Here is a 21,119-nt window from a genome sequence, read left to right as displayed (position 1 = left end):
ATGAAGAAAATTTTTATATCTATTGTATTTGGCACACGTCCCGAATTAATCAAACTTGCCCCTGTTATTTTATTGGCAAAACAAGATCCGCGCTTTCAAGTTGAGGTTATTTTTACCGGACAGCATGATGAATTGGTAAGGGATGCGATAGATTTCTTTGGGGTTGAAATTGACCACCGTCTCAAAATTATGAATGCAGGCCAAAGTCTAAATCAGTTATTAATACATGGTTTGAGTCAAATTGAACAGGTATATACAGATGGTCAGAAAAGAGATGCAATTGTTATTCAGGGCGATACAACGACTGTTTTAGCGGCAGGTTTAGTCGCATTCTCTATGAAAGTACCTGTTGCGCATGTCGAAGCGGGGTTACGTTCCTATGATCTAGATCATCCTTTTCCAGAAGAAGGAAATCGCCAGTTAGTTTCCCGCATTACAAAATGGCATTTTGCTCCTACTGAACAATCAAAGAGAAATCTACTCAATGAACAAATATCGCCAGAACTGATTACTGTTACAGGCAATACGGTTGTAGATGCGGTGTATTTGGGACGTAAATTAATTTCTGAAAAATCGGGTTTGAAAAATCAGCTTGAACCTTATGGTATTCAATTAAAGCAAGATGACAAAGTTGTGCTTATTACGGCTCATCGCCGTGAAAACTTTGGAGAAGGAATTCAAAATATTTGTAATGCAGTTGAGCATTTAGCGAAGGGGCATCCTGACTTACATTTTATTTGGCCCGTACATTTAAACCCAGCCGTACATGATGTCGTCCATAATAAGTTTAAAAATCATGCCCAAATCCATCTTGTTAAACCATTAGACTATCCAAGTTTATTGGCAGTCATAGATCGATCTACTTTTATTTTGACCGATTCGGGCGGTTTACAAGAAGAGAGCCCATCATTTAATAAGCCTGTTTTAATCTTGCGAGACACCACAGAACGACCTGAAGTTGTTGAAGTGGGGGCAGGTGTTTTGGTCGGTACAAACCAACAAAAAATTATTGAAGAAGCTGAAAAACTACTCACCGACCAACAGCATTATGAAAAAATGGCACATGTAGAAAATCCATTTGGTGACGGGCACGCTGCTCGGCGTATTCTTGATCAAATTGCTAAATCTTATGAATTAGCATAGTTGTGAGTTAAAGGTTTATTCTCACTTACGGAGGTATTCTTACCACCATAAGTGAGGCGATACCACAAGCTCACAATATTGACGCACCAACGATTCATGTAGTGAGGACCATCAAAAATATAGACAGTTTTTCCTTCATATGCTTTCAGTTGAGAAATAATTTCCCAAGGATATGCAGCTCTAAATTGTCCATTCTTTTTAACTCTAAAAGCTTCTAGCACTATAATTACTTTATCTTTTCCAAGCTTTTGTTCAAGCTGATCTAAAATATGTTTGGCTTGCTGAGGAGACCTTACACCTACGCCAACCCCGTCTTGGAAGAAAACACCGTTATGTTCTGGTAACCAGCTTTTAACCCATAAATCATAATGTTCGGGTTCGCTTTCACCACTATAAATACTTACCCAAACTGGTACTGGAAGTTTCGTTAAAACCTGACCTAAAGCACTGACTCTCAACCACGTTGGATCTGCTTCCACCGGAAAATAATAGCCTTTAGGCGCCGTTTTTTGCTCTTTTATAATTTCGGCAGATTTTTCCCCTAACTTAGTTACATTTGCCCGAGCTTTAGGTTCATTATATTCACCTGCTAAACCCAAGATTAGATTTTTAGCCCAAGGTTCTTGTTTAATTTTTTCTAAATTAATTGCTTTTTCCCATTGAGGAAAGTTTGATTCTTTCCACCATGATTTAGATTCAACAACAGACCACTGAGGGACAAATGTGTTAACACCCAAATAGTGCCAGTTTCCCTCTGGTGGGGTCGTGTTATTGTCGGGCTGCCAGAAAATTCCTTCAATATGCGGGGCTTGTCCTTGATGTTTGAACAACCCCGCATAAGCTATAACACTACATATAATTAAAATAATAAAAGCAGCTATTTTAATTGGTATCTGTTTTTTCATTATTTCGTCTTAACCAGTACCACAAGAAGATAATTATTATCATGATTGCAGAGATAATCACAACTAATAAGAAGAAAGAAGATTGTTGAACTAAAGGTGCTTTTTGATTTCCGACAATAAGTTTTTGTAAAACATAAATATTTCCATTTTCTGAAACTAACATTTTTGTCACATTATTTGGAATTTTATGTTGTATTTTTTCCCAAAGGTGCATGAAAGCTTGTGCGCCACCTTGTGAGTCGGTAATCACATCAAAGCGATTGTTGTTATAACTGACAATAAAACCATTTTGGGCAGCAGGTGCATAAATAATATCTTGATGCATTAATACCTGTTGTTGGTAAATATCTTTATTCACACGAACATTTATTGCTTGTGGAGCACTTGGCGAATAACGGACTAGGTTAAGTGGTATTGGTCCTTGTGTTAAAAGCATTTTTTTCGCAGTTTGGCCTAATACAATCGCGATATTTAACGCACCAGATTGATCATCAATCGCAATGGTTGGAGTAGTTGCTAAAGTCATAGAAATTGCGGCTACGCCATTTTTGAGTTTATGTGGCAGTTTTACAGTAGATTTAGCTGTATCAATCCAGAGCGAACCATGTGCAGTGGGTAAACACTGAGAGTTAGCAATCACCGAATTTTCAAGCTTTAAACTAAAATTGGTCGTATTAGAAATAGCTTTTGCAAAAATGTTGAATTGTCGGTTGACGGGATCGGAAGCAAGGTCGGCTGTTTTCATACTGCCTGCAAGTCCGCCATCAATCCAAGCCGTAATATTTGAACCTTGTAATAAGCCACTTTGAATGCGAAGAGCGATCTGTCCTTGCAAAATATCAGTGGGTTGCCATACAGCTGGGAAATCAAGGAATAAGTTCTTTTCAGCGTGATTTAATCTGAAGTCCTCAATGCCTAAATCGGCAAGTGTATTAATTTTTTTAAATTGGGCCCAAGTTGGATTAGAGATCGTGGTTGGGAAAATTGCACTTCCTGTATTCAGTTGCTGTATATAAGATGGATTAATGAGTCCATTTATGGCCGCAGTGAGTTCTTGTGGGGTGTGATAGGTAATTGAAAGAGTGGCCACGCCATCTGCTGGTTTTGCAATTTGTACTAAGGCACCCCCTTTGAGTGGCGTAGCTGAGCGAACCACTTCAATAATAAAATTTGTTTCAGGGTTTAAGTTGGTTTGTCCAGAATCCACCCACTCAATTGGCGTTACTGAATTCCAAGAGCTAGCTAATCTAGCAAGCATAGAAGCTTCTGTAATCTCTTTGCGGTTATATTTTAAGATCCCCACAAATGGTGTAGGACGTCGAGCCTGTGGGTTAAATAAAGCATCTGGTAGGTATTTTAGCTGATAGTCTTTTCTAATTGGTGTGAAGTCGAGCTGGGAATTATTAAAGTATGTTAAGTGATCAATATCTTCAGAGCAGAAAGAGTCCTTAGTTTGATTCAGAGTGTTGGGTTTCGCATATTGCTGAATAATGAAATCTAAGCGATGGAAGCCACTTTGACTTTTAGGAATATTAAACTTCAGTTGTCCATCACCGCTTAAAGTGGTGTTATAGATGAGCTTATCATCATATTTTACAAGTAACGTTGTCTCACTTTCAGTAGAGTAGTTGCTTGAAAATTCAATGTTTTCCCATTCAGCACCTTTCCCAATATAGAAAAAATGGGGCTCAACGGTATATTTGGTAGAAGTATTAATATCATTTAGTTCCCATGTATATGCATGAGCAGACATTGCTAACATTAGACTAGTGCTGGCAAGGAGTACTTGAACCATTTGGTAGAAATTAGAAGAGTATTTCATTTTTTTTTCTCCTTGCTACGTTCCGTTTTGTACCATTGAAGGGAGTTGCCCTGTATTTTATTTTTAAGCATGTCATATGCGGCTTTAAATACAATAAATAGAAATATTTGTGAGTAAGTTACGTAAGATAAAACCGAGTAAAAATAGAGCTCTGGTTTAACTTTTTCTAAAGAAAGGGTAAACCACATTTGCGCAACATAGAGGCAAAATGAAAGGCCCCACAATAATGTGAATGGTCCCGGAACTGAAATGCCTGCAATACCGAGTAAGCCCAGAGTTAAGGTAATATGACTCCAGAATAAAGCGGGTACAAAAAGTATGTAGCACATAATGTTATTCAGAATTTCAATTCCGATAGGAAAAGGTGTTCTTAACGCTACAGGTAAATATTTACGGGTCACATAAAAATTACCTTGAGTCCAGCGTGAGCGCTGTTTAATAAATACACTCAAAGATGGTGGATCTTGCTGCCAACCAATTGCGTAGGGTACCCATTTAATCCTTTTTTGGCCGATAAAAATACGGAAGCTCATTTCAGTGTCATCGACCAATGATTTCTCATCAAAACCACCTAAGGTTTCTAATGCATCGCGCCAAATGACATAGTTCGTACCCATCAATGTAGATAGTTCAAAACGTTGCCAACGTCCGCCTTGAAAAATCCATTGGAAAAAGATGAACTCAATGGCAATAAAGCGAGTCAAAATACTATCTTGCCAATTACGGGTTCTGACTTTGCCATTTACAGCCACTAATTTTTTATCGGCAAGTAGTGTTTGAGCTAAGAGGCGAACACAATCAGGTTCAGGTGTACTATCTGCATCATAGACAACAATGAGTTCACCCGTCGCATGCAGTAAGCCATTATTAAGTGTTCTAGATTTACCTTTACCACCCATGCCTTTGGGAACATTAACAATTTTTATGCACGGATAAATTTTTGCGAGGTCCTCAGCAATTTCTAGGGTGTTATCTTTAGAACCGTCATTAATGAGCAAAACTTCATAAGATTCCGCAGGATAGTCCTGCTGAGCGATTGCATGTAAAGTATCTTCAATCACTACGCCTTCATTATAGGCAGGAATTAAGACACTCAAAACGGGCCATCTGTCTGGTATGGGAAGGTTCTGTAACTCTTTTTCCGCTGTTTTTGAGTATTTCCAAGCCTGATAACTTAACCATGCCCAAAATGCTTGCGGAATCCAGATTCCCAAAAAACCAAATAGGAAGAGAATATCAATGGGAGCCATTTGATTTAACCCTCCTAATAATAGATGAGATGAGCAATAACAATAAAATCAGCCCAACGACCAAAGAGATCCATGAAACATAGCTGCCAAACGTACCAAGGAGGTCAGGGTAGTTACTTGTTAAAATAAGATCGAGTGGAACTACAACTGTGCTTAAACCAATAAAAATGTATCCGATGAGATTAGTTTTTACATGTTCAGGCGTACTTATGTAGTTAATATTATTAAATTTCCATGATATTCCGAGTTGAGGGTATCGAATATTTGTGGTTGGTAGATCAGCAGGCGGGTTAATAATAATTTCATAACCCGAAATATGACCATCAAAACTTTTAGCTGAATAAAATAAGTGCTGCTTTTGTCTAATTTCTCTAGAGGGCAGAGGAAGTTCTGGTGGATTAAACTGAACAATATAACTGCCAGCATTTTGTGAAATTAAGTTTTCATCCCAGCCTTTTGAAACAAAAGCCGCCATGGGCCGTAAACCAATGGCAGTTGAAAATGTGGCTTTGGCTGCAAAATATTGGGGCTGTCCGGATTTAAAAAGTGCAATGGGAATTGCACCTTGGCTCACTGCTTCTTTTAATAAGAAATAATGAGAAAAGCTAAATACTTCATCTGGTAATATGATGCCTGGCTTTATTCCTGTACGAATAAGCCTTTGAAAACTATCCGAGCTGATCTGGTCAATTGTAAAGACAGGCCACCATGTGTCCTGCGCTGGGAAAAACATGGAAAGGTCATTAATACTCTGAACTTCAGTTTTGGTTTGTTCAGATTTAATTTCACAATGATAATATTGACGATAGAACTGCTGTAAAGTGCCATCTGGATATTGACTAGAGGCAATAATAATTCCACAAATATTAAGAAGATTAGACATTAAGTAATCTCCTCTTCGGGTGGAATCTGAATAATTTGATATTCTACTTCAAGCCTCAAAGTCGTAATTTGTTTGAGCTTTTTAATAAAATCAGGGTCTTCATCCGTTTTCTGCTTACGGATTACAATACTGTATATATTTTCTAGGTCATCATCGGCAAATTGGAAAATAATTTCTTGTGGCTGATGCTGGCTCAAGATTTGAAACATTTCATTTTGAGTTGTTTTCCATACATCATCACCTAACATTTCTTTAATTAGACTTCTGTTGAGGATTTTGATTTTAAAGACTTCATAATCTTGTAGGTGATGATGATCAAGAAGTTTAAAGAAACTACGTTGAAAATATTTTAATGCACTGATGGGAAAAATATCACGGCGGTAATTACGGTCATAACTTTGAATATCGCGGTATTTTTGAACGTTAATTTCAATATTGTGGCGAACAGCACTCAGAAAAAGTGGAATAAGGGGAATAATAAAAAGTAGAAGGAGCTGCCGTTCAATATGCGTCTGTGCACCCAAATCGAGTAAAAAGTATACTGCAACGCCTACAAAGGCAATTAAACCAACAATTAAAGACGCACCAACTTCTAAAAAAGCACCAGAAATTAAAAGAATGAGAATAAAAATCCAGCTTCCTCTAAAACTTACAGGTAACCACTCATATGCCACCATTCCCATAAAGAGGTGAGCTGCGATAATCCATAAGACGAGTGTTCTTCCTGGGTTCTTTTGTTGCATGCGAGCTCTGGCCACCTTTTTTGTAATGTTAATTTTTATACTTTTATAATGAACTGTGACGAATTCCTAAGTTATTGTTGTGTTTTTCCTTTTATAAATCCCTTTAGAATTATTTTTAGATTAAAGTCACATTATAGTCAAATTTCTTATTTTCTTTTAATCAAAAGCAAACATAAAAGACTCAATTAGCATCTAAATACTCTTGAAAGTTTCAATTGCTTTTATACGAGTTTCTTTTAAATCAACAATTGGTTTTGGATAATTCAATTGAAGATGAGTGTTGGTTGAGTAGGGTTCATGAATCATTTTATTGTCTAGATGAGCTAATTCATTCACCCATTGACGAATATAGTCTCCATTTGGGTCAAATTTCTTAGATTGAGCAATAGGGTTAAAAATTCGGAAATACGGTACAGCATCAGTTCCAGTCGATGCACACCATTGCCAGCCACCATTATTCGCAGCTAAATCACCATCGATTAAGTGTTCCATAAACCATTGTTCACCAACTCGCCAATCGATGAGTAGGTTTTTACACAAAAACATAGCGGTAATCATGCGGACTCGATTATGCATCCATCCTGTTTTTTGTAGCTGGCGCATGCCTGCATCAATAATCGGTATGCCTGTTTGGCCATTTTGCCATGCGACCAAATGCTCTTGATTATTTTCCCACTTAATATTTTGAGTATTTTGCTTAAAAGGAAAGTGCTTAGAAACATGTGGGAAATCAAATAAAATATGTTGATAAAATTCGCGCCAAAGTAATTCATCTAACCATGTTTGTTGGCCTTCGTTTGCCAGATGAAAGTTGCCATGTTCAGCTCGGAAAAGGGCTTGTAAACATTGACGGATAGATAAAATTCCAAGATTTAAATACGGAGAAAGTTGGCTAGTTCCTTTTACATTTGGAAAGTCACGTTCTAATTTATAAGTAGATAAATGATCTTCAATAAATAAATCGAGCTGATCCAGAGCAAAATCTTCTCCAGTAGGCCATAAGTCTTGTTGCTCTTTAGAAATTGATGAGTCAAACAAAGCTTTAACATCTTCTAGATCTAAACTTTTTATATTTGAAAAAGACTGCGGATAGGCATTTTGTTTCTCAGGAATTGGATAGCACTGAGGCAAGCCACTTATATCTAGTTTTGAATAACATGCTTTTTTGAATGCACTGAAAACTTGATACGGTTGCTGTGACTGATTGCGAATGGAACGTAAAGGGAAAATCGTGCGGTCATGAAATAAAAAAAGCTCTTTACTCTGCTGATTTAAATCTTGTTGTACAGTTTTATCTCTTTTCAACTCATTCACGCCTACTTCTATATTTGAGTAAACATTTTCGATATTGAGTTGTTGAGCGAGTTTAGAAATATAGTCTGCAATATCTTTCCAGTAGGGAATGACTTGAATGATAAGTGGAATATTAAGCTGTTCTAATTCTTTTTTTAGTTGTTGAAGCTGACGTAAATAGAAATTAATTTTTATTGGCGCATCGTGATGTATGTTCCATTGTTCAGGCGACAAAATAATTAACCCAATCGAAGGACCTTGTTGGCAGGCATGCCATAATGCAGCATGATCCCGAACTCTCAAATCCTGACGAAACCAAATAAGCTGATTTACGTTTGACATGAAAGATACCCTTATAAAGTTGAGTGAGTTAGAGGTTTATTATCAAGATATTATATAAAAATAAAGACATAAAAAAAGCAAAGCCGAAGCTTTGCTCTTATCATCTTTACAGATGATTAGTGGTGATGACCACCTGCACCGTGTACGTGACCGTGATCTAATTCTTCTTCAGAAGCTTCACGGATTTCTACGATTTCAACTTCAAAAGTTAAATCTTGACCAGCAAGTGGGAAGTTAGCATCAACAACAATGTTGTCGCCTTCAACCGCTTTAACAGTTACGATCTGTACGCCGTCGTCTGTTTGCGCTTGGAATTGCATACCAGGTTGAATGTTCTCAACACCTTGGAACATTTGAGCTGGAACTTCTTGAACTAGGTCTGGGTTATATTCGCCATAACCTTCAGCTGCTGGTACATTAACAGTAAATTTTTCACCAACAGTTTTACCTGTTAGAGCATTTTCTAAACCAGGAATGATATTGCCTGCGCCGTGCAAATATGCAAGTGGTTCACCTTGAGATTGATCAAGTGTTTCACCCTCAGCGTTTGTTAATTTGTAGTGGAATGAAACCACGTGGTTATTTGCAATAGCAGTCATGTTTTTGATCCATTCAATCAATTAAAGCGTACATCATAAAGTGAAAAATAAATTTTGTAGACTACAAAATTTGAATCTTTAACACTTTTATATAATGCGTTTTTATCTAAATAGGGATGAACTTAAAAAATTCAACTCAATATAGTTTAATTTTTGGACGTACACGTCTTGTAAGTAAATCTTTCATTGTGAGTAGTCCAGCCTGTGTGTACCCGTGAATCGTTGCTTGATGTAAACGATATAAAGATACGTACATGGTTTTGGCAATATAACCTTGCACACTTACATCGCCAAGTAATTCTCCAACGGCTTTATTACGGCTTAAAGACACAAGCGAACCTTTGTCGTTAAAGCTAAACATGGGTTGTGATCGGTCATTAAGTCGAGCAGCCATAGCATCGACTAAAAAGCTCGCTTGTTGGCTTGCAACCTGAGCACGCGGGCCAAGTGGAGGGTGTCTTGCATCAAGTTGGCAACGGGCGCAATCACCAAAAGCAAATACATTTGGGTCGGAATAGGTTTGCAATGTTGCGTAGACCATCAGGCGGTTAATATTATCGCGTTCAAAATCATTGAAACTTTCTAAAACTTTAGGTGCTTTTACACCAGCAGCCCAGACGGTAATATCACTTTTTAATTGATCATCATTACTAAAATGGATGGAATGCTCATCAATTTTTTCAACGCGATGTTTTGTTAAAACTTCAATGCCCATTTTTTTGAGCTGTTTTGCACTATGCTCAGCCGTTTTTTCACTTAGAGCAGGTAAAATGCGCTCAGAAGCCTCAATTAGGGTAATTTTAACTTGGTTGGGATGAATCTTCTTTAAACCATATCGATAAAAGTTTTTAGTAGTTTCAATTAACTCGGCAGCAAGTTCTACACCTGTTGCACCAGCACCCACAATCCCAATATTTAAAGTCCGCTGATTTGGTTGATTTTGAGCTTCAATATACAGATGTAATAAATCTTGCTGAAAAATATCGGCTTGTTTTCTGCTATCGAGGAAATGACAGTTTTCACGTACGCCCGCTGTATTAAAGTCATTTGACACAGAACCAAGCGCTAAAATAAGCGTGTCATAACTCAGCTCTTGTAGATGAGTTTGTTGATCCTTAGAAACTTGAGGGGGAATTAACTCAATTATTTTTTTATCTTTATTAACTCCAACTAATGTACCTAGTACAAATTCATAGTGATGCTTTTCTGCATGGGCAAAATAGTTAGTTTGTTCTTCGTGTGGATTTAAAGATCCAGCAGCAATTTCATGAAGTAAAGGTTTCCAGATATGCGTCAGGTTTTGGTCAATTAACGTAATCTTCGCTTTATGAGTTTTCCCAAAAGTTTCACCGAGTTGTGTCGCAAGCTCTAAGCCTCCAGCACCACCACCAACAATTACAATATGATGTAAATTTTGGGTCATTTTTATCACCTAATTATTTTTCTATAAAAAAAGATGGCTGAATTATGCCATCTTTCATTTATAAAATTTATTGTGCATCTGTGCACAATTTGATGTTTTTAGTGCGAATCTAAAGGGTAGAGTTTTGCAGCACTATGTTCACTCGATGAAAAAATAGAGAAGAGGCTAGAAAACCACATCATGATTCTTTGGAAAATATTGGCTTCTTCAATATGTACGTTATCTTCAATTTGAAGACTACGGATCAGCTGGTTGTTTTGATAAATAGATACTGTTGCCAAACTCATGACTTTCATTAATGGTGCAGTTAATTGTTTTTCATTGAGTTCAATGTTTACATGTGTTTGAGTCTTTTCGAGTGGAGCAATCACTTTTGGCTGTAAATTGCTATCAAGTACTTGAATGCGTTGAGTCACATTGTCAAAAGTATTTAAGTCAATTGGTGCTGGGTCTGCATATAGCGACGTCGTTACAATCGTCGGTTGCTTTGTTGCGACCTTAAACATTTTTAAAGTCGATTTTACAACAGGCAGTTCGGCAATTAATTTCTGCTCAGGAATAATGACTTCATCGCGTGTGTAAGCATAAGCAAGGTTCATTAACTTGTCTGCAATCTCAGCTCGTTTTACCGCACTTGGTGTACCTAAAACAATTACCAATAAACGTCTTTGAGCTAAGTCAGATGAAAATGAAGGGCGAGACGCCGTTAATGCCAAATTATAACCAGCGGCTTTAGTGTAACCAGTTTTTAGACCGTCAACAGATGGGTCATATTTCAGTGCAAGGTTTGTTGCATGATGGAAGCGTTGATTGTAGCTAAAGCTTGGCATTTTTGAATAATGTAAATATTCAGGAGTTTGTTTAATTAAAGCCTGACCTAATAAGCTTAAATCGTGAGCCGTAGTGTAATGATCAGGCATCGTAATTCCCGGAGGATTACTAAAATGAGTATCTTTCATGCCCAAAGCTTGAGCTTCCTGATTCATACGTTGTACAAAGTGAGGCACATCACCAGAAATTTTTTCAGCTAAAGTCACGGCTGCATCATTCGCAGACATCACAATTAAACCTGCCAATAACTGATCAACTGAAATTTGTTCACCAGCTTTAAGATACATTTGTGATTCATCCCACTGCACGACACTTACTACCGGTGTTGCAGTAATGATTTCTTCTTTTTTCAGCTTTCCAGCTTTAATCTCTTTTAAAGCAATATAAGCAACCATCATTTTAGTTAAAGATGCTGGTGCGCGCTGCACATGGCTATTGTGCTCGGCAATAATTTGACCCGATTGAGTATCTACAATGGTCCATGCAGCGGCTTCAACACTTTCAGGTGCAATATTGAGTAACGCAGCATTGGTTAGGGTAGTGCAGAAAATACTGAAGAGGGTAAAAAGAGATAGAAAAAATTTCACGGATGACCTTAACTTTTACTGGCAAATACGGGACACAGATGCACAGCATGCTATGCCTTTTTTTAATTGAAGGCTAGTGGAAATTGTTGCCAAAAAATACATGTACGCAAGACGATACAAAAAAGTGATAATCTAATGTGAAGCCGTTCTTATTTTTAAATTGAAGAATTTATGTTGCATTATCAAATTGAGTTCGATGATTACAAACAACACCTTGTTCACGTGACAATTCGTTTTTTAGCCAATCCGAATCAGGAACTTTGGCTACCAACGTGGATTCCGGGTAGTTATCTAATTCGAGAGTTTTCAAAACATATTGAATCCGTTAAAGCTTATGATGAAGCTGGACGTATGCTGGACATTAAAAAAACGAGCAAGAATCGCTGGCGTTTATTTAATACAGATCACGAATTAATGACGATTGAATATGATGTCTATGCATATGATTTGTCTGTACGTGGTGCATATGTAGACCAGACGCGTCTATATATTAATCCAGCGTGTGTATGTTTAGCTTTGGAAGGTCAGGAGCAGTCTGCTTGTGAAGTCGAAGTTTTCTTGCCAGATGAGTTAAAGCATTTTCAGTTAGCAACCGGCTTAGCTTCAAAAAGTCTAGTCAAAGGGCGCTTTACTTTAAAAGCCGATGATTATGATCAATTGATTGATAGCCCGTTTGAATTGGCTGATCAAACGCGCTTTGGCTTCGAAACACATGGCATTGAACATGAGTTTGTAATTTCTGGTCCACATAATGCCAATATTGATCGCTTAAAAGCCGATATTGAAAAGATTTGTGCAACTGAAATAAATATGTTTGGTTCAGCGCCATTTAAAAACTATACCTTTATGACGATGGCAACAGGGAATAGTTATGGTGGATTAGAACATTGCAATAGTACAAGTCTGATTACACCACGCGATGATTTGCCAAAATCGAATGAACCAACTGAACCTTCTAAAGATTATCAACGCTTTTTAGGCTTATGTAGTCATGAATATTTTCATTCATGGTTAGTAAAGTTTATCCGTCCTGAAAACTTTGCAAATTATAATTTGCACCAAGAAGGCTACACTTCTTTATTGTGGATATTTGAAGGCTTTACTTCATATTACGATGACCTAATTTTATTGCGTAGTGGTGTAATTTCTCAGAAGTCTTATCTTGATTTACTCAAAGCACAAATTGATCGCTATTTACAAAACCCAGGCCGTTTTGTTCAAACAGTTGCGGAATCAAGTTTTGATGCTTGGATCAAATTTTATCGTCAAGATGAAAACTCAAATAATGCGGGTACCAGTTACTATAATAAAGGTTCATTGGTAGCGTTATGCCTAGATTTAGGTTTACGTCTACGTGGTTCTAGTCTTGATGCTTTAATGCGTCGGTTATATGAAAATACTCAAAATGGTATGCAAGTAAATGAGCGAACCATTTTTGATTTATGTAAAGAACTGACGGGTGATAACTGGATTGAACAGATTAATCATCTGATTAACACGACTGATGAATTACCGCTTGATCAATTGCTTCCTGAATTTGGCTTAAGCTATAGAGTTAAAACTGACAAATCTTTGCCATTAGGCTTGAAACTTGTCGATAAGCCAGAAGGCGTGCTCGTGCAAAGTGCTCGCCGTGAGAGCGCTGGAGCAAAAGCAGGTATTTCTGCCAATGATGTGATTATTGCAATTGATGGTTTAAAAGCATCCACTAAGCTTATCGAGAAGTATGCAAAACAGGGTGGTACTTATACTGTATTTGCTTTCCGTCGTGATGAGTTAATATCTTTTGCAGTCGATTGCGCTACATCTGATTTAACCGAAGTTGAACTTGTCGTTCAAGATCAAGCTAAAACTGAAAAATGGTTAAAAGCATAGATTAAAGCTAAATAGTTTATAAAAAACCGATGTTTTGCACATCGGTTTTTACTTTTAAGTACGTTCAAGTGGTGAAATCCGTTTTACCTTTGAGTTTATTTTGAATGAAAAGTATAATAATTGTCAGAACACTGAAAGATATCTCATGTAAATTAATTATGTTTAATGCCTGAAAAGTGATCTGAATGTGCGTATTACAATGACTTAGATATCAGAAAATTATCTATATATTTGAATTATGTATTATTTCGCTACGAAATGTCGTTATCACTGTATATTTCGTTGACTGGAAGGCAATGAGAGCCGATACTCTCAGGGTTTTATTTAAGCATATCGGTTCGTAGGCACTGGGCCAAAAGCTCGGTCCTCAACACTCAATCAAATGGAAGGGGCTATATATGGCTGGTGAAAAGTCAACTATTATTTACACACTGACTGACGAGGCGCCACTATTGGCGACCTATTCGCTACTGCCGATCATTGAGACCTTTACTAAGCCAGCTGGCATCGAGATTATTAAAAGTGACATCTCTGTAGCTGCACGTGTGCTCGCAGAATTCGCTGAATACCTAAGTGAAGAGCAAAAGGTATCCGACAACCTTGCAGAGCTAGGTCGTCTTACACAAGATCCAGATACTAACATTATCAAACTCCCGAATATCAGTGCGTCTGTTGCGCAATTAACTGCATGTATCAAAGAGCTTCAATCAAAAGGTTATGCAATTCCTGATTATCCGGAAAATCCTGCAACCGAAGAAGAAAAATCAATCAAAGCTCGTTATGGCAAGTGTCTTGGTTCAGCAGTAAACCCTGTCCTTCGTGAAGGTAACTCTGACCGTCGTGCTCCAGCAGCAGTTAAAAATTACGCAAAAAAACACCCTCATTCAATGAGCGAGTGGAAACAGTGGTCACAAACTCATGTTTCACATATGGAAGAAGGTGACTTCTACCATGGTGAAAAATCAATGACACTTGATCGCGCACGTAATGTGAAAATGGAACTTATCACGAACAGTGGTAAAAGCATTGTTCTTAAGCCAAAAGTTGCGCTACAAGACGGCGAAATCATTGATTCAATGTTCATGAGCAAGAAAGCACTTTGTGATTTCTATGAAAAAGAACTTGATGATTGTAAAGAAGCGGGTATTTTATTCTCTTTACACGTAAAAGCGACAATGATGAAAGTTTCACACCCGATCGTTTTTGGTCACTGTGTGAAAATCTATTACAAAGAAGCTTTCGAAAAACACGGCAAGTTATTTGACGAATTAGGTATTAACGTCAATAACGGTATGGCTGGGTTATACGAGAAAATCGAAACTCTTCCAACGTCATTACGTGAAGAAATCATTGAAGATTTACATGCTTGTCAAGAACATCGTCCTGCACTTGCAATGGTAGACTCAGCAAAAGGCATCACAAACTTCCACTCACCAAACGACATCATCGTTGATGCTTCTATGCCTGCAATGATTCGTGCTGGTGGTAAAATGTGGGGTGCTGATGGTAAGCAATATGATGCTAAAGCTGTTATGCCTGAATCAACATTTGCTCGTATTTACCAAGAAATGATCAACTTCTGTAAGTGGCATGGTAACTTCGATCCGAAGACTATGGGTACTGTACCGAACGTTGGTTTGATGGCTCAAAAAGCTGAAGAATACGGTTCTCACGACAAGACTTTTGAAATTTCAGAAGCTGGTATTGCAAACATTACCGATCTTGACACTGGTGAAGTGTTATTGACTCAAAATGTTGAAGAAGGCGATATCTGGCGTATGTGTCAGGTTAAAGATGCTCCGATTCGTGACTGGGTAAAACTTGCAGTAACTCGTGCACGTAACTCTGGCATGCCTGCGATCTTCTGGCTTGACCCATACCGTCCACACGAAAATGAATTGATCAAGAAAGTACAAAAGTATTTAAAAGATCATGACACGAATGGCTTGGATATTGAGATCATGTCTCAAGTTCGTGCAATGCGTTACACACTTGAGCGTGTAGTACGTGGTCTAGATACTATTTCTGTGACTGGTAACATCTTACGTGACTACTTAACAGACTTGTTCCCAATTATGGAACTTGGTACTTCTGCGAAAATGTTGTCTATCGTTCCGCTTATGGCGGGTGGTGGTATGTACGAAACTGGTGCGGGTGGTTCAGCGCCAAAACACGTACAGCAACTTGTTGAAGAAAACCACTTGCGTTGGGATTCGCTTGGTGAGTTCCTTGCTTTAGCAGCTTCTTTAGAAGAGATGGGTATTAAAGAAAATAATGCTCGTGCTAAGTTACTTGCGAAGACTCTTGATGAAGCGACTGACAAGTTACTTGACAATGGTAAGTCACCATCACGCCGTACGGGTGAGATTGACAACCGTGGTAGCCATTTCTATTTATCACTTTACTGGGCTCAAGCGCTTGCTGCACAGGACGAAGATGCTGAGTTGAAAGCTAAATTTGCTCCTCTTGCAAAAACTTTAGCTGAAGAAGAACCGAAGATTGTTGCTGAACTTGCTCAAGTGCAAGGTAAACCAGCTGACATCGGTGGTTACTATGCAATTGATAAAGCAAAAGTAGATGCTGTAATGCGTCCAAGTGCTACATTTAATGCAGCTCTTGCAACTGTTGAGGCTTAATTACTAACTCGTTAGTAAATAGCTTAAAGGCCGGTGCATATGCACCGGTTTTTTTATTTTTAGAAAAATAAAGGGCATTAAAAAAGCCCACTGATGTGAGCTTTTAAAAGTTTAAATATTATCGACTATTGCGGCCACGACCACGTGGTGCTTTAGCATTTGGACGAGTTGTACCATTGGTTTTACGACGAGGTTTTTCACCTTCATCCATTTGCCAAATACGTTTCGTACCAGACTTTTTCGTAGAACCGTCTTTATTCTTACGAACCATTGGTTTACCGCCAGTACCACCTGGTTTTTTCACGTATGAACGTGAACGATAAGGTTCTTCAGCTGGAACATCTTTAAAGTCAGGGTAAAGCAGAGGCTCAATTTCTTTAACATCACCAGGTTTTAAACCGAGTTGAACTAAATCAATTGAACCAATTTTAGTACGAATTAAACGTAAAGTTGGAAAACCTACCGCAGAAGTCATACGACGAACTTGACGGTTACGGCCTTCGCAAATTGAAATTTCGATCCAAGATGTTGGAATATTTGCACGAAAACGTACAGGCGGGTTACGTTCCCATAACCATTCAGGTTCATTTACTTTAATGGCTGTAGCAGGAAGCGTCATACCATCATTAAGTTCTACACCTTTACGAAGCTGCTCAAGCGCTTCTTCAGTTACATCGCCATCAACTTGAACTAAATACGTTTTGTATTTTTTATTTGCAGGGTTAGTAATGAACTGATTCAAACCACCATGATCAGTTAAAAAAACTAAACCCTCAGAGTCCATATCAAGACGGCCTGCCAAACGCAAAGTCGGGTCATCAACAAAGTCAGAGACGGTCATATGCGCTTCGTCTTTACGAAACTGGGAGAGAACGTCATATGGTTTGTTGAGAATGACAATTTTCATAAAAAATGACTTCTTCTTTCAAATAACTAGAGAAAACATTGAGGTTTATTTAAGTGAGAAATCTTATTATTTCTCATATAAATCCCAAAAATGATTAATTTCAATTAAGCTATTATGCGTTAAGAAGAGTTGAAAGTATTGTGTATCGATAATTATTTTTAGTTAATTAAGTATTATAAAAGGGAGAATTCACATAATGGGTTATCAGAAGATCGTGGTTCCTGCAGATGGCGACAAAATTAAAGTAAATGCAGACCTGTCACTGAATGTACCAAATCATCCAATTATTCCTTTCATTGAGGGTGATGGTATTGGTGTGGATATTACACCAACCATGAAAGCAGTCGTAGATGCTGCTATTTTAAAAGCTTATGGTGGCAAGCGCTCAATCGAATGGATGGAAGTGTATTGCGGTGAAAAAGCCAATAAAATTTATGGCAGCTATATGCCGGAAGAAACTTTTGAAGCACTTCGTGAGTTCGTTGTCTCAATCAAAGGTCCTTTAACGACACCAGTGGGTGGCGGTATTCGTTCACTCAACGTCGCCTTACGCCAAGAATTAGATTTATATGTTTGCGTACGTCCAGTGCGTTGGTTTGAAGGCGTACCTTCACCAGTTCAACATCCTGAATTAACAGACATGGTCATTTTCCGTGAAAATTCGGAAGATATCTATGCAGGGATTGAATGGAAAGCTGATTCAGAAGAGGCTAAGAAAGTCATTAGATTCCTTCAAGAAGAAATGGGTGTGACAAAAATCCGTTTCCCAGAAGGCTGTGGTATTGGAATTAAACCTGTATCGAAAGAAGGTTCACAGCGTTTAGTACGCAAAGCCATTCAGTTTGCAATCGAAAATGATAAACCTTCGGTGACGCTTGTTCACAAGGGTAATATCATGAAATACACCGAAGGGGCTTTCAAAGAGTGGGGCTATGAGCAGGCTCTAGATCGTTTTGGTGGAGAACTGATTGATGGCGGCCCATGGGTTAAAATTAAAAACCCAAGAACTGGTAAAGACATCATCATTAAAGATGTGATTGCAGATGCTTTCTTACAACAAATTTTAATGCGCCCAGCTGATTACTCTGTTATTGCAACGCTTAATTTAAATGGTGACTATATTTCCGATGCGCTCGCAGCAGAAGTAGGCGGCATTGGTATTGCACCGGGTGCAAATATTGGTGGTGCAATTGCAGTTTATGAAGCAACTCACGGCACTGCGCCTAAATATGCTGGTCAAGATAAAGTAAACCCAGGTTCTATTATTTTGTCTGCGGAAATGATGCTACGTGATATGGGCTGGACAGAAGCTGCTGATCTGATCATTAAAGGGATTTCAGGAGCGATTGCCGCTAAAACCGTAACTTACGATTTTGAGCGTTTAATGCCGGGTGCAACCTTGTTACGTTGTTCTGAATTTGGTGATGCGATTATTAAGCACATGGGAGAGTAATCTTCTATAAGAAAGCCCTCGGTTGAGGGCTTTTTTTATTGCAAAAATTCAGGGTGTTTTGTGGTCTTGGTGATGCCGACTTTCTTTTGATAACTCTGATCTAGGGCCTGAATAATCAGAACAAAGGCAATTAAAAATAGGGGGAAGAACAGAGATTTCATGATTCGGTTTCTCCGAGAGTTGAGATGTAAGTAGGACGTACACGAAGTAAAAGGCAAACTGCAAAGAGTAGAACGATTCCACCCAGAAGAAAGAGATGTGCATAAGACCAATGCAAATGATGCAAAGTACTAATGACGACACCACCTAAAAGCTGAGTGCTAGCAAACCCAATCGTGGCCAGACTCCATAGCTTTTGATAACGCTGTTCATAAATCTGTAATAGGCTATAAGAGCTAATAAACACCGTTGCGGGAGTAAGTAATCCTGTAAGAAGGGAAGATAAAGCGAGTAAAGAAGTGGTCTGGGAAAAGAAAGGTAAAGCAACAGCTAGACAGTAAATGGCATATAACCATTTAATGGTGTGTAAATATCCCATTATTCTGCTTAAGCAATAAGCGACAAATGCACCAATGCAGCTTCCTGCACCATAGAGAACCCAAAATAAATTTCTTTGCTGTAATGGAAAATGCAAAGTTCCAGATAAATAATCCATCCAGAATAAAGAGTGGGGAATATAAGCAAAGGCACTGCACATGTAGGCAATAATAATGACAAGACCTAAACGTGATTTTTGTGAGGCTTGCAGTTTTGTAGAATGCGGTTTAATCACCTGAGCCGTATTACGACTTAATAATTGATAAAGCAGTACGCTTCCTAATATGGAGATGCCCGCAAAAATATCCCAAACATAATGCACAGGTATATTTTTAAGTACAGGAATAATAATGGTGGCAGATAACACACCCAGGCCAATCCCGCTAAATCCTAAGAAATTAACTTTTAATCTTTGCGTGGTGGGAATGTATTTCATGGCAAAGCTCGGGGCTAAAATCATAAGTAAGCCGCCAGCAATACCAGAAACCGTACGCCAGAAAATGAACCATGCCAGAGGCATATCCATGAATGAGCAGCATAGGAGGCTGAGGCTACCGGCAATAGTTGAGAGTACGATCATGGATGGGATGTACTTTTCTTTAATACTCAATAACGCCAATAAGGCACCAATGAGATATCCCAATAAATTTGCACTCCCTAAGAAGCTGGCAAAATCATGGGTCCAGTGATATTGCTCAATCATGATGGGCATGAGCGCAGTATAGGAAAATCTAAACACTCCAATACCCAAACAAGTTGCCAAAAAGACAAGTAAGCTCATTCGATAAAACGTAGACATGAGAAGACTCTCAATTTTTTTATTATTAAAAGCTAGTTTTGTGATCATTAAAAATGATTTAATAAGATGATGGTTATCTTATTTTGAGATAGTGTAATGTTATTAAAGTCACTAGAGTTTTTCTTGGCGGTCGCAGAGAGTGGAAGTTTTTCGTTGGCTGCACAAAAAATGTATACCGTTCAATCGAATATCACGAGCCATATAAAAAAACTTGAAGAAGAGTTGGGTGTGATTTTATTAAATCGCCATAACCCAGTGACGCTAACCAATGCAGGACAACAGCTACATAGTTATGCTGTTCAAATGCTTGCACTACACCATAAAGCTAAAAAAATCTTTCAAGAAGGGGGAATTGATCCTGCTGAATCAATCCGGCTTGGAAGTATGGAGACCACTGCTGCGATACGTTTGCCACAGTTACTCAATCAATGTATGCAGCAATATCCTACTTTACCCATTGAGCTCCAAACTCATCCGACACGTTATTTATTAAATGCTGTACATCAGGGGGAATTAGACTGTGCTTTTGTAGCATCTAAACATTCCATTCCTGAGTTATATAGTTTTCCAGTGTGGCATGAAGAGCTGGTTCTGGTTTGCCCTAAGCAACAAGAGAGCTTTCCAGACATGGCAACCCTTGCAAAAACAAGATTTATAGCATTTCGGCAAGGTTGTTCATATCGACATGCAATAGAGCTTTTCTTGAATGACTTTAGTATTCCACCTTCGCAAATTATGGAAATGGGAAGTCTGGACGGTATTGTGAGTTGTGTAGAATTGGGTGTTGGTTTTGCTTTATTACCTAAGTCTTATCTGGCAAAAGTTGCGGATAAAGTGTCCGTCAATTGTTTTGGACTAAATACGGAGTCTGCTTTTTTCACTACATATTTAGTTGCCCAGTTACCCGAAACATGGGGAACAAATTTAAAGCAATTTATTTATTTTATTGAGCAACAATTTGAATTAAAGGTTGCTTAGGTAGAGGCTGATTTTTATACATAAATATCTTACGTAATTTATAAATTAAAAGTGATATATATGTATTTAAAAGTCATTTTATATTCTCACGCAGGTTTGTAATCATCTTGATG

The 21,119-nt window shown here is 38.1% G+C and carries 17 protein-coding genes; 5 read left to right on the top strand and 12 right to left on the bottom strand.

Features of this window, described 5'->3' with window-relative positions; genetic code table 11:
- Nucleotides 1–1,143: a non-hydrolyzing UDP-N-acetylglucosamine 2-epimerase gene (gene wecB / locus RMB13_RS10735; protein WP_311085238.1), complete on the top strand. Its 1,143-nt coding sequence runs from the start codon at nucleotides 1–3 to the stop codon at nucleotides 1,141–1,143.
- Here the strand turns inward: wecB and RMB13_RS10730 are convergent.
- The 9 genes from RMB13_RS10730 to RMB13_RS10690 form a co-directional block, all read right to left on the bottom strand.
- On the bottom strand, nucleotides 1,128–2,048 hold the full coding sequence (locus RMB13_RS10730) for a hypothetical protein (RefSeq protein ID WP_311085237.1): 921 nt from the start codon (nucleotides 2,046–2,048) through the stop codon (nucleotides 1,128–1,130). The genes wecB and RMB13_RS10730 overlap by 16 nt on opposite strands.
- Nucleotides 2,026–3,870 (bottom strand): hypothetical protein, encoded by a 1,845-nt coding sequence (locus tag RMB13_RS10725; protein WP_311085236.1) that lies wholly within the window; start codon nucleotides 3,868–3,870, stop codon nucleotides 2,026–2,028. The genes RMB13_RS10730 and RMB13_RS10725 overlap by 23 nt, the downstream gene beginning before the upstream one ends.
- Complete coding sequence (locus RMB13_RS10720) at nucleotides 3,867–5,120, bottom strand: glycosyltransferase (protein WP_311085235.1); 1,254 nt, start codon at nucleotides 5,118–5,120, stop codon at nucleotides 3,867–3,869. Before RMB13_RS10720 ends, RMB13_RS10725 begins: the two co-directional genes overlap by 4 nt.
- The gene (locus RMB13_RS10715; protein WP_281835072.1) at nucleotides 5,107–6,003 is read right to left on the bottom strand and encodes a hypothetical protein; all 897 of its coding nucleotides are present in this window, start codon (nucleotides 6,001–6,003) and stop codon (nucleotides 5,107–5,109) included. Before RMB13_RS10715 ends, RMB13_RS10720 begins: the two co-directional genes overlap by 14 nt.
- Nucleotides 6,003–6,746 (bottom strand): hypothetical protein, encoded by a 744-nt coding sequence (locus RMB13_RS10710; protein ID WP_311085234.1) that lies wholly within the window; start codon nucleotides 6,744–6,746, stop codon nucleotides 6,003–6,005. Before RMB13_RS10710 ends, RMB13_RS10715 begins: the two co-directional genes overlap by 1 nt.
- A 192-nt stretch (nucleotides 6,747–6,938) precedes the next feature.
- The gene (locus tag RMB13_RS10705) at nucleotides 6,939–8,381 is read right to left on the bottom strand and encodes a deoxyribodipyrimidine photo-lyase (RefSeq protein WP_005038952.1); all 1,443 of its coding nucleotides are present in this window, start codon (nucleotides 8,379–8,381) and stop codon (nucleotides 6,939–6,941) included.
- Between the two features lie 116 nt (nucleotides 8,382–8,497).
- Nucleotides 8,498–8,980, bottom strand: coding sequence for a peptidylprolyl isomerase (locus tag RMB13_RS10700; protein ID WP_003650377.1), 483 nt, complete (start codon nucleotides 8,978–8,980; stop codon nucleotides 8,498–8,500).
- 136 nt (nucleotides 8,981–9,116) lie between these two features.
- Nucleotides 9,117–10,403 (bottom strand): NAD(P)/FAD-dependent oxidoreductase, encoded by a 1,287-nt coding sequence (locus RMB13_RS10695; RefSeq protein WP_311085233.1) that lies wholly within the window; start codon nucleotides 10,401–10,403, stop codon nucleotides 9,117–9,119.
- A gap of 98 nt (nucleotides 10,404–10,501) precedes the next feature.
- Nucleotides 10,502–11,821 carry a D-alanyl-D-alanine carboxypeptidase PBP6B gene (locus RMB13_RS10690; protein ID WP_045429688.1) on the bottom strand — a complete coding sequence of 440 codons (1,320 nt, stop codon included), beginning with the start codon at nucleotides 11,819–11,821 and terminating at the stop codon, nucleotides 10,502–10,504.
- Between the two features lie 171 nt (nucleotides 11,822–11,992).
- Between RMB13_RS10690 and RMB13_RS10685 the strand changes: the two genes are divergently transcribed.
- Complete coding sequence (locus RMB13_RS10685; RefSeq protein ID WP_311085232.1) at nucleotides 11,993–13,696, top strand: M61 family peptidase; 1,704 nt, start codon at nucleotides 11,993–11,995, stop codon at nucleotides 13,694–13,696.
- Between the two features lie 398 nt (nucleotides 13,697–14,094).
- The gene (locus RMB13_RS10680; RefSeq protein ID WP_017391874.1) at nucleotides 14,095–16,332 is read left to right on the top strand and encodes an NADP-dependent isocitrate dehydrogenase; all 2,238 of its coding nucleotides are present in this window, start codon (nucleotides 14,095–14,097) and stop codon (nucleotides 16,330–16,332) included.
- Nucleotides 16,333–16,450: 118 nt separating this feature from the next.
- Here the strand turns inward: RMB13_RS10680 and RMB13_RS10675 are convergent, their stop codons facing one another.
- Nucleotides 16,451–17,239 (bottom strand): rRNA large subunit pseudouridine synthase E, encoded by a 789-nt coding sequence (locus RMB13_RS10675; protein WP_311085231.1) that lies wholly within the window; start codon nucleotides 17,237–17,239, stop codon nucleotides 16,451–16,453.
- Between the two features lie 196 nt (nucleotides 17,240–17,435).
- On the opposite strand from RMB13_RS10675, the gene icd reads away from it, so the two are divergent.
- Nucleotides 17,436–18,692 (top strand): NADP-dependent isocitrate dehydrogenase, encoded by a 1,257-nt coding sequence (gene icd / locus RMB13_RS10670; protein ID WP_311085230.1) that lies wholly within the window; start codon nucleotides 17,436–17,438, stop codon nucleotides 18,690–18,692.
- A gap of 35 nt (nucleotides 18,693–18,727) precedes the next feature.
- Here icd and RMB13_RS10665 read toward each other — a convergent pair whose 3' ends face one another.
- Both RMB13_RS10665 and RMB13_RS10660 read right to left on the bottom strand, forming a co-directional pair.
- Nucleotides 18,728–18,853, bottom strand: a complete 126-nt coding sequence (locus tag RMB13_RS10665; protein ID WP_017391875.1) for a hypothetical protein — start codon at nucleotides 18,851–18,853, stop codon at nucleotides 18,728–18,730.
- Nucleotides 18,850–20,076 carry a YbfB/YjiJ family MFS transporter gene (locus tag RMB13_RS10660; RefSeq protein WP_311085229.1) on the bottom strand — a complete coding sequence of 409 codons (1,227 nt, stop codon included), beginning with the start codon at nucleotides 20,074–20,076 and terminating at the stop codon, nucleotides 18,850–18,852. The genes RMB13_RS10665 and RMB13_RS10660 overlap by 4 nt, the downstream gene beginning before the upstream one ends.
- 48 nt (nucleotides 20,077–20,124) lie before the next feature.
- Here RMB13_RS10660 and RMB13_RS10655 point away from each other — a divergent pair, with 48 nt between their 5' ends.
- Complete coding sequence (locus RMB13_RS10655; RefSeq protein WP_045429716.1) at nucleotides 20,125–21,006, top strand: LysR family transcriptional regulator; 882 nt, start codon at nucleotides 20,125–20,127, stop codon at nucleotides 21,004–21,006.
- Nucleotides 21,007–21,119: the final 113 nt, after the last annotated feature.

This window comes from Acinetobacter sp. V102_4, from assembly GCF_031799005.1.
Lineage (GTDB): Bacteria > Pseudomonadota > Gammaproteobacteria > Pseudomonadales > Moraxellaceae > Acinetobacter > Acinetobacter calcoaceticus.
This window is presented reverse-complemented; position numbering and strand designations above follow the sequence as displayed.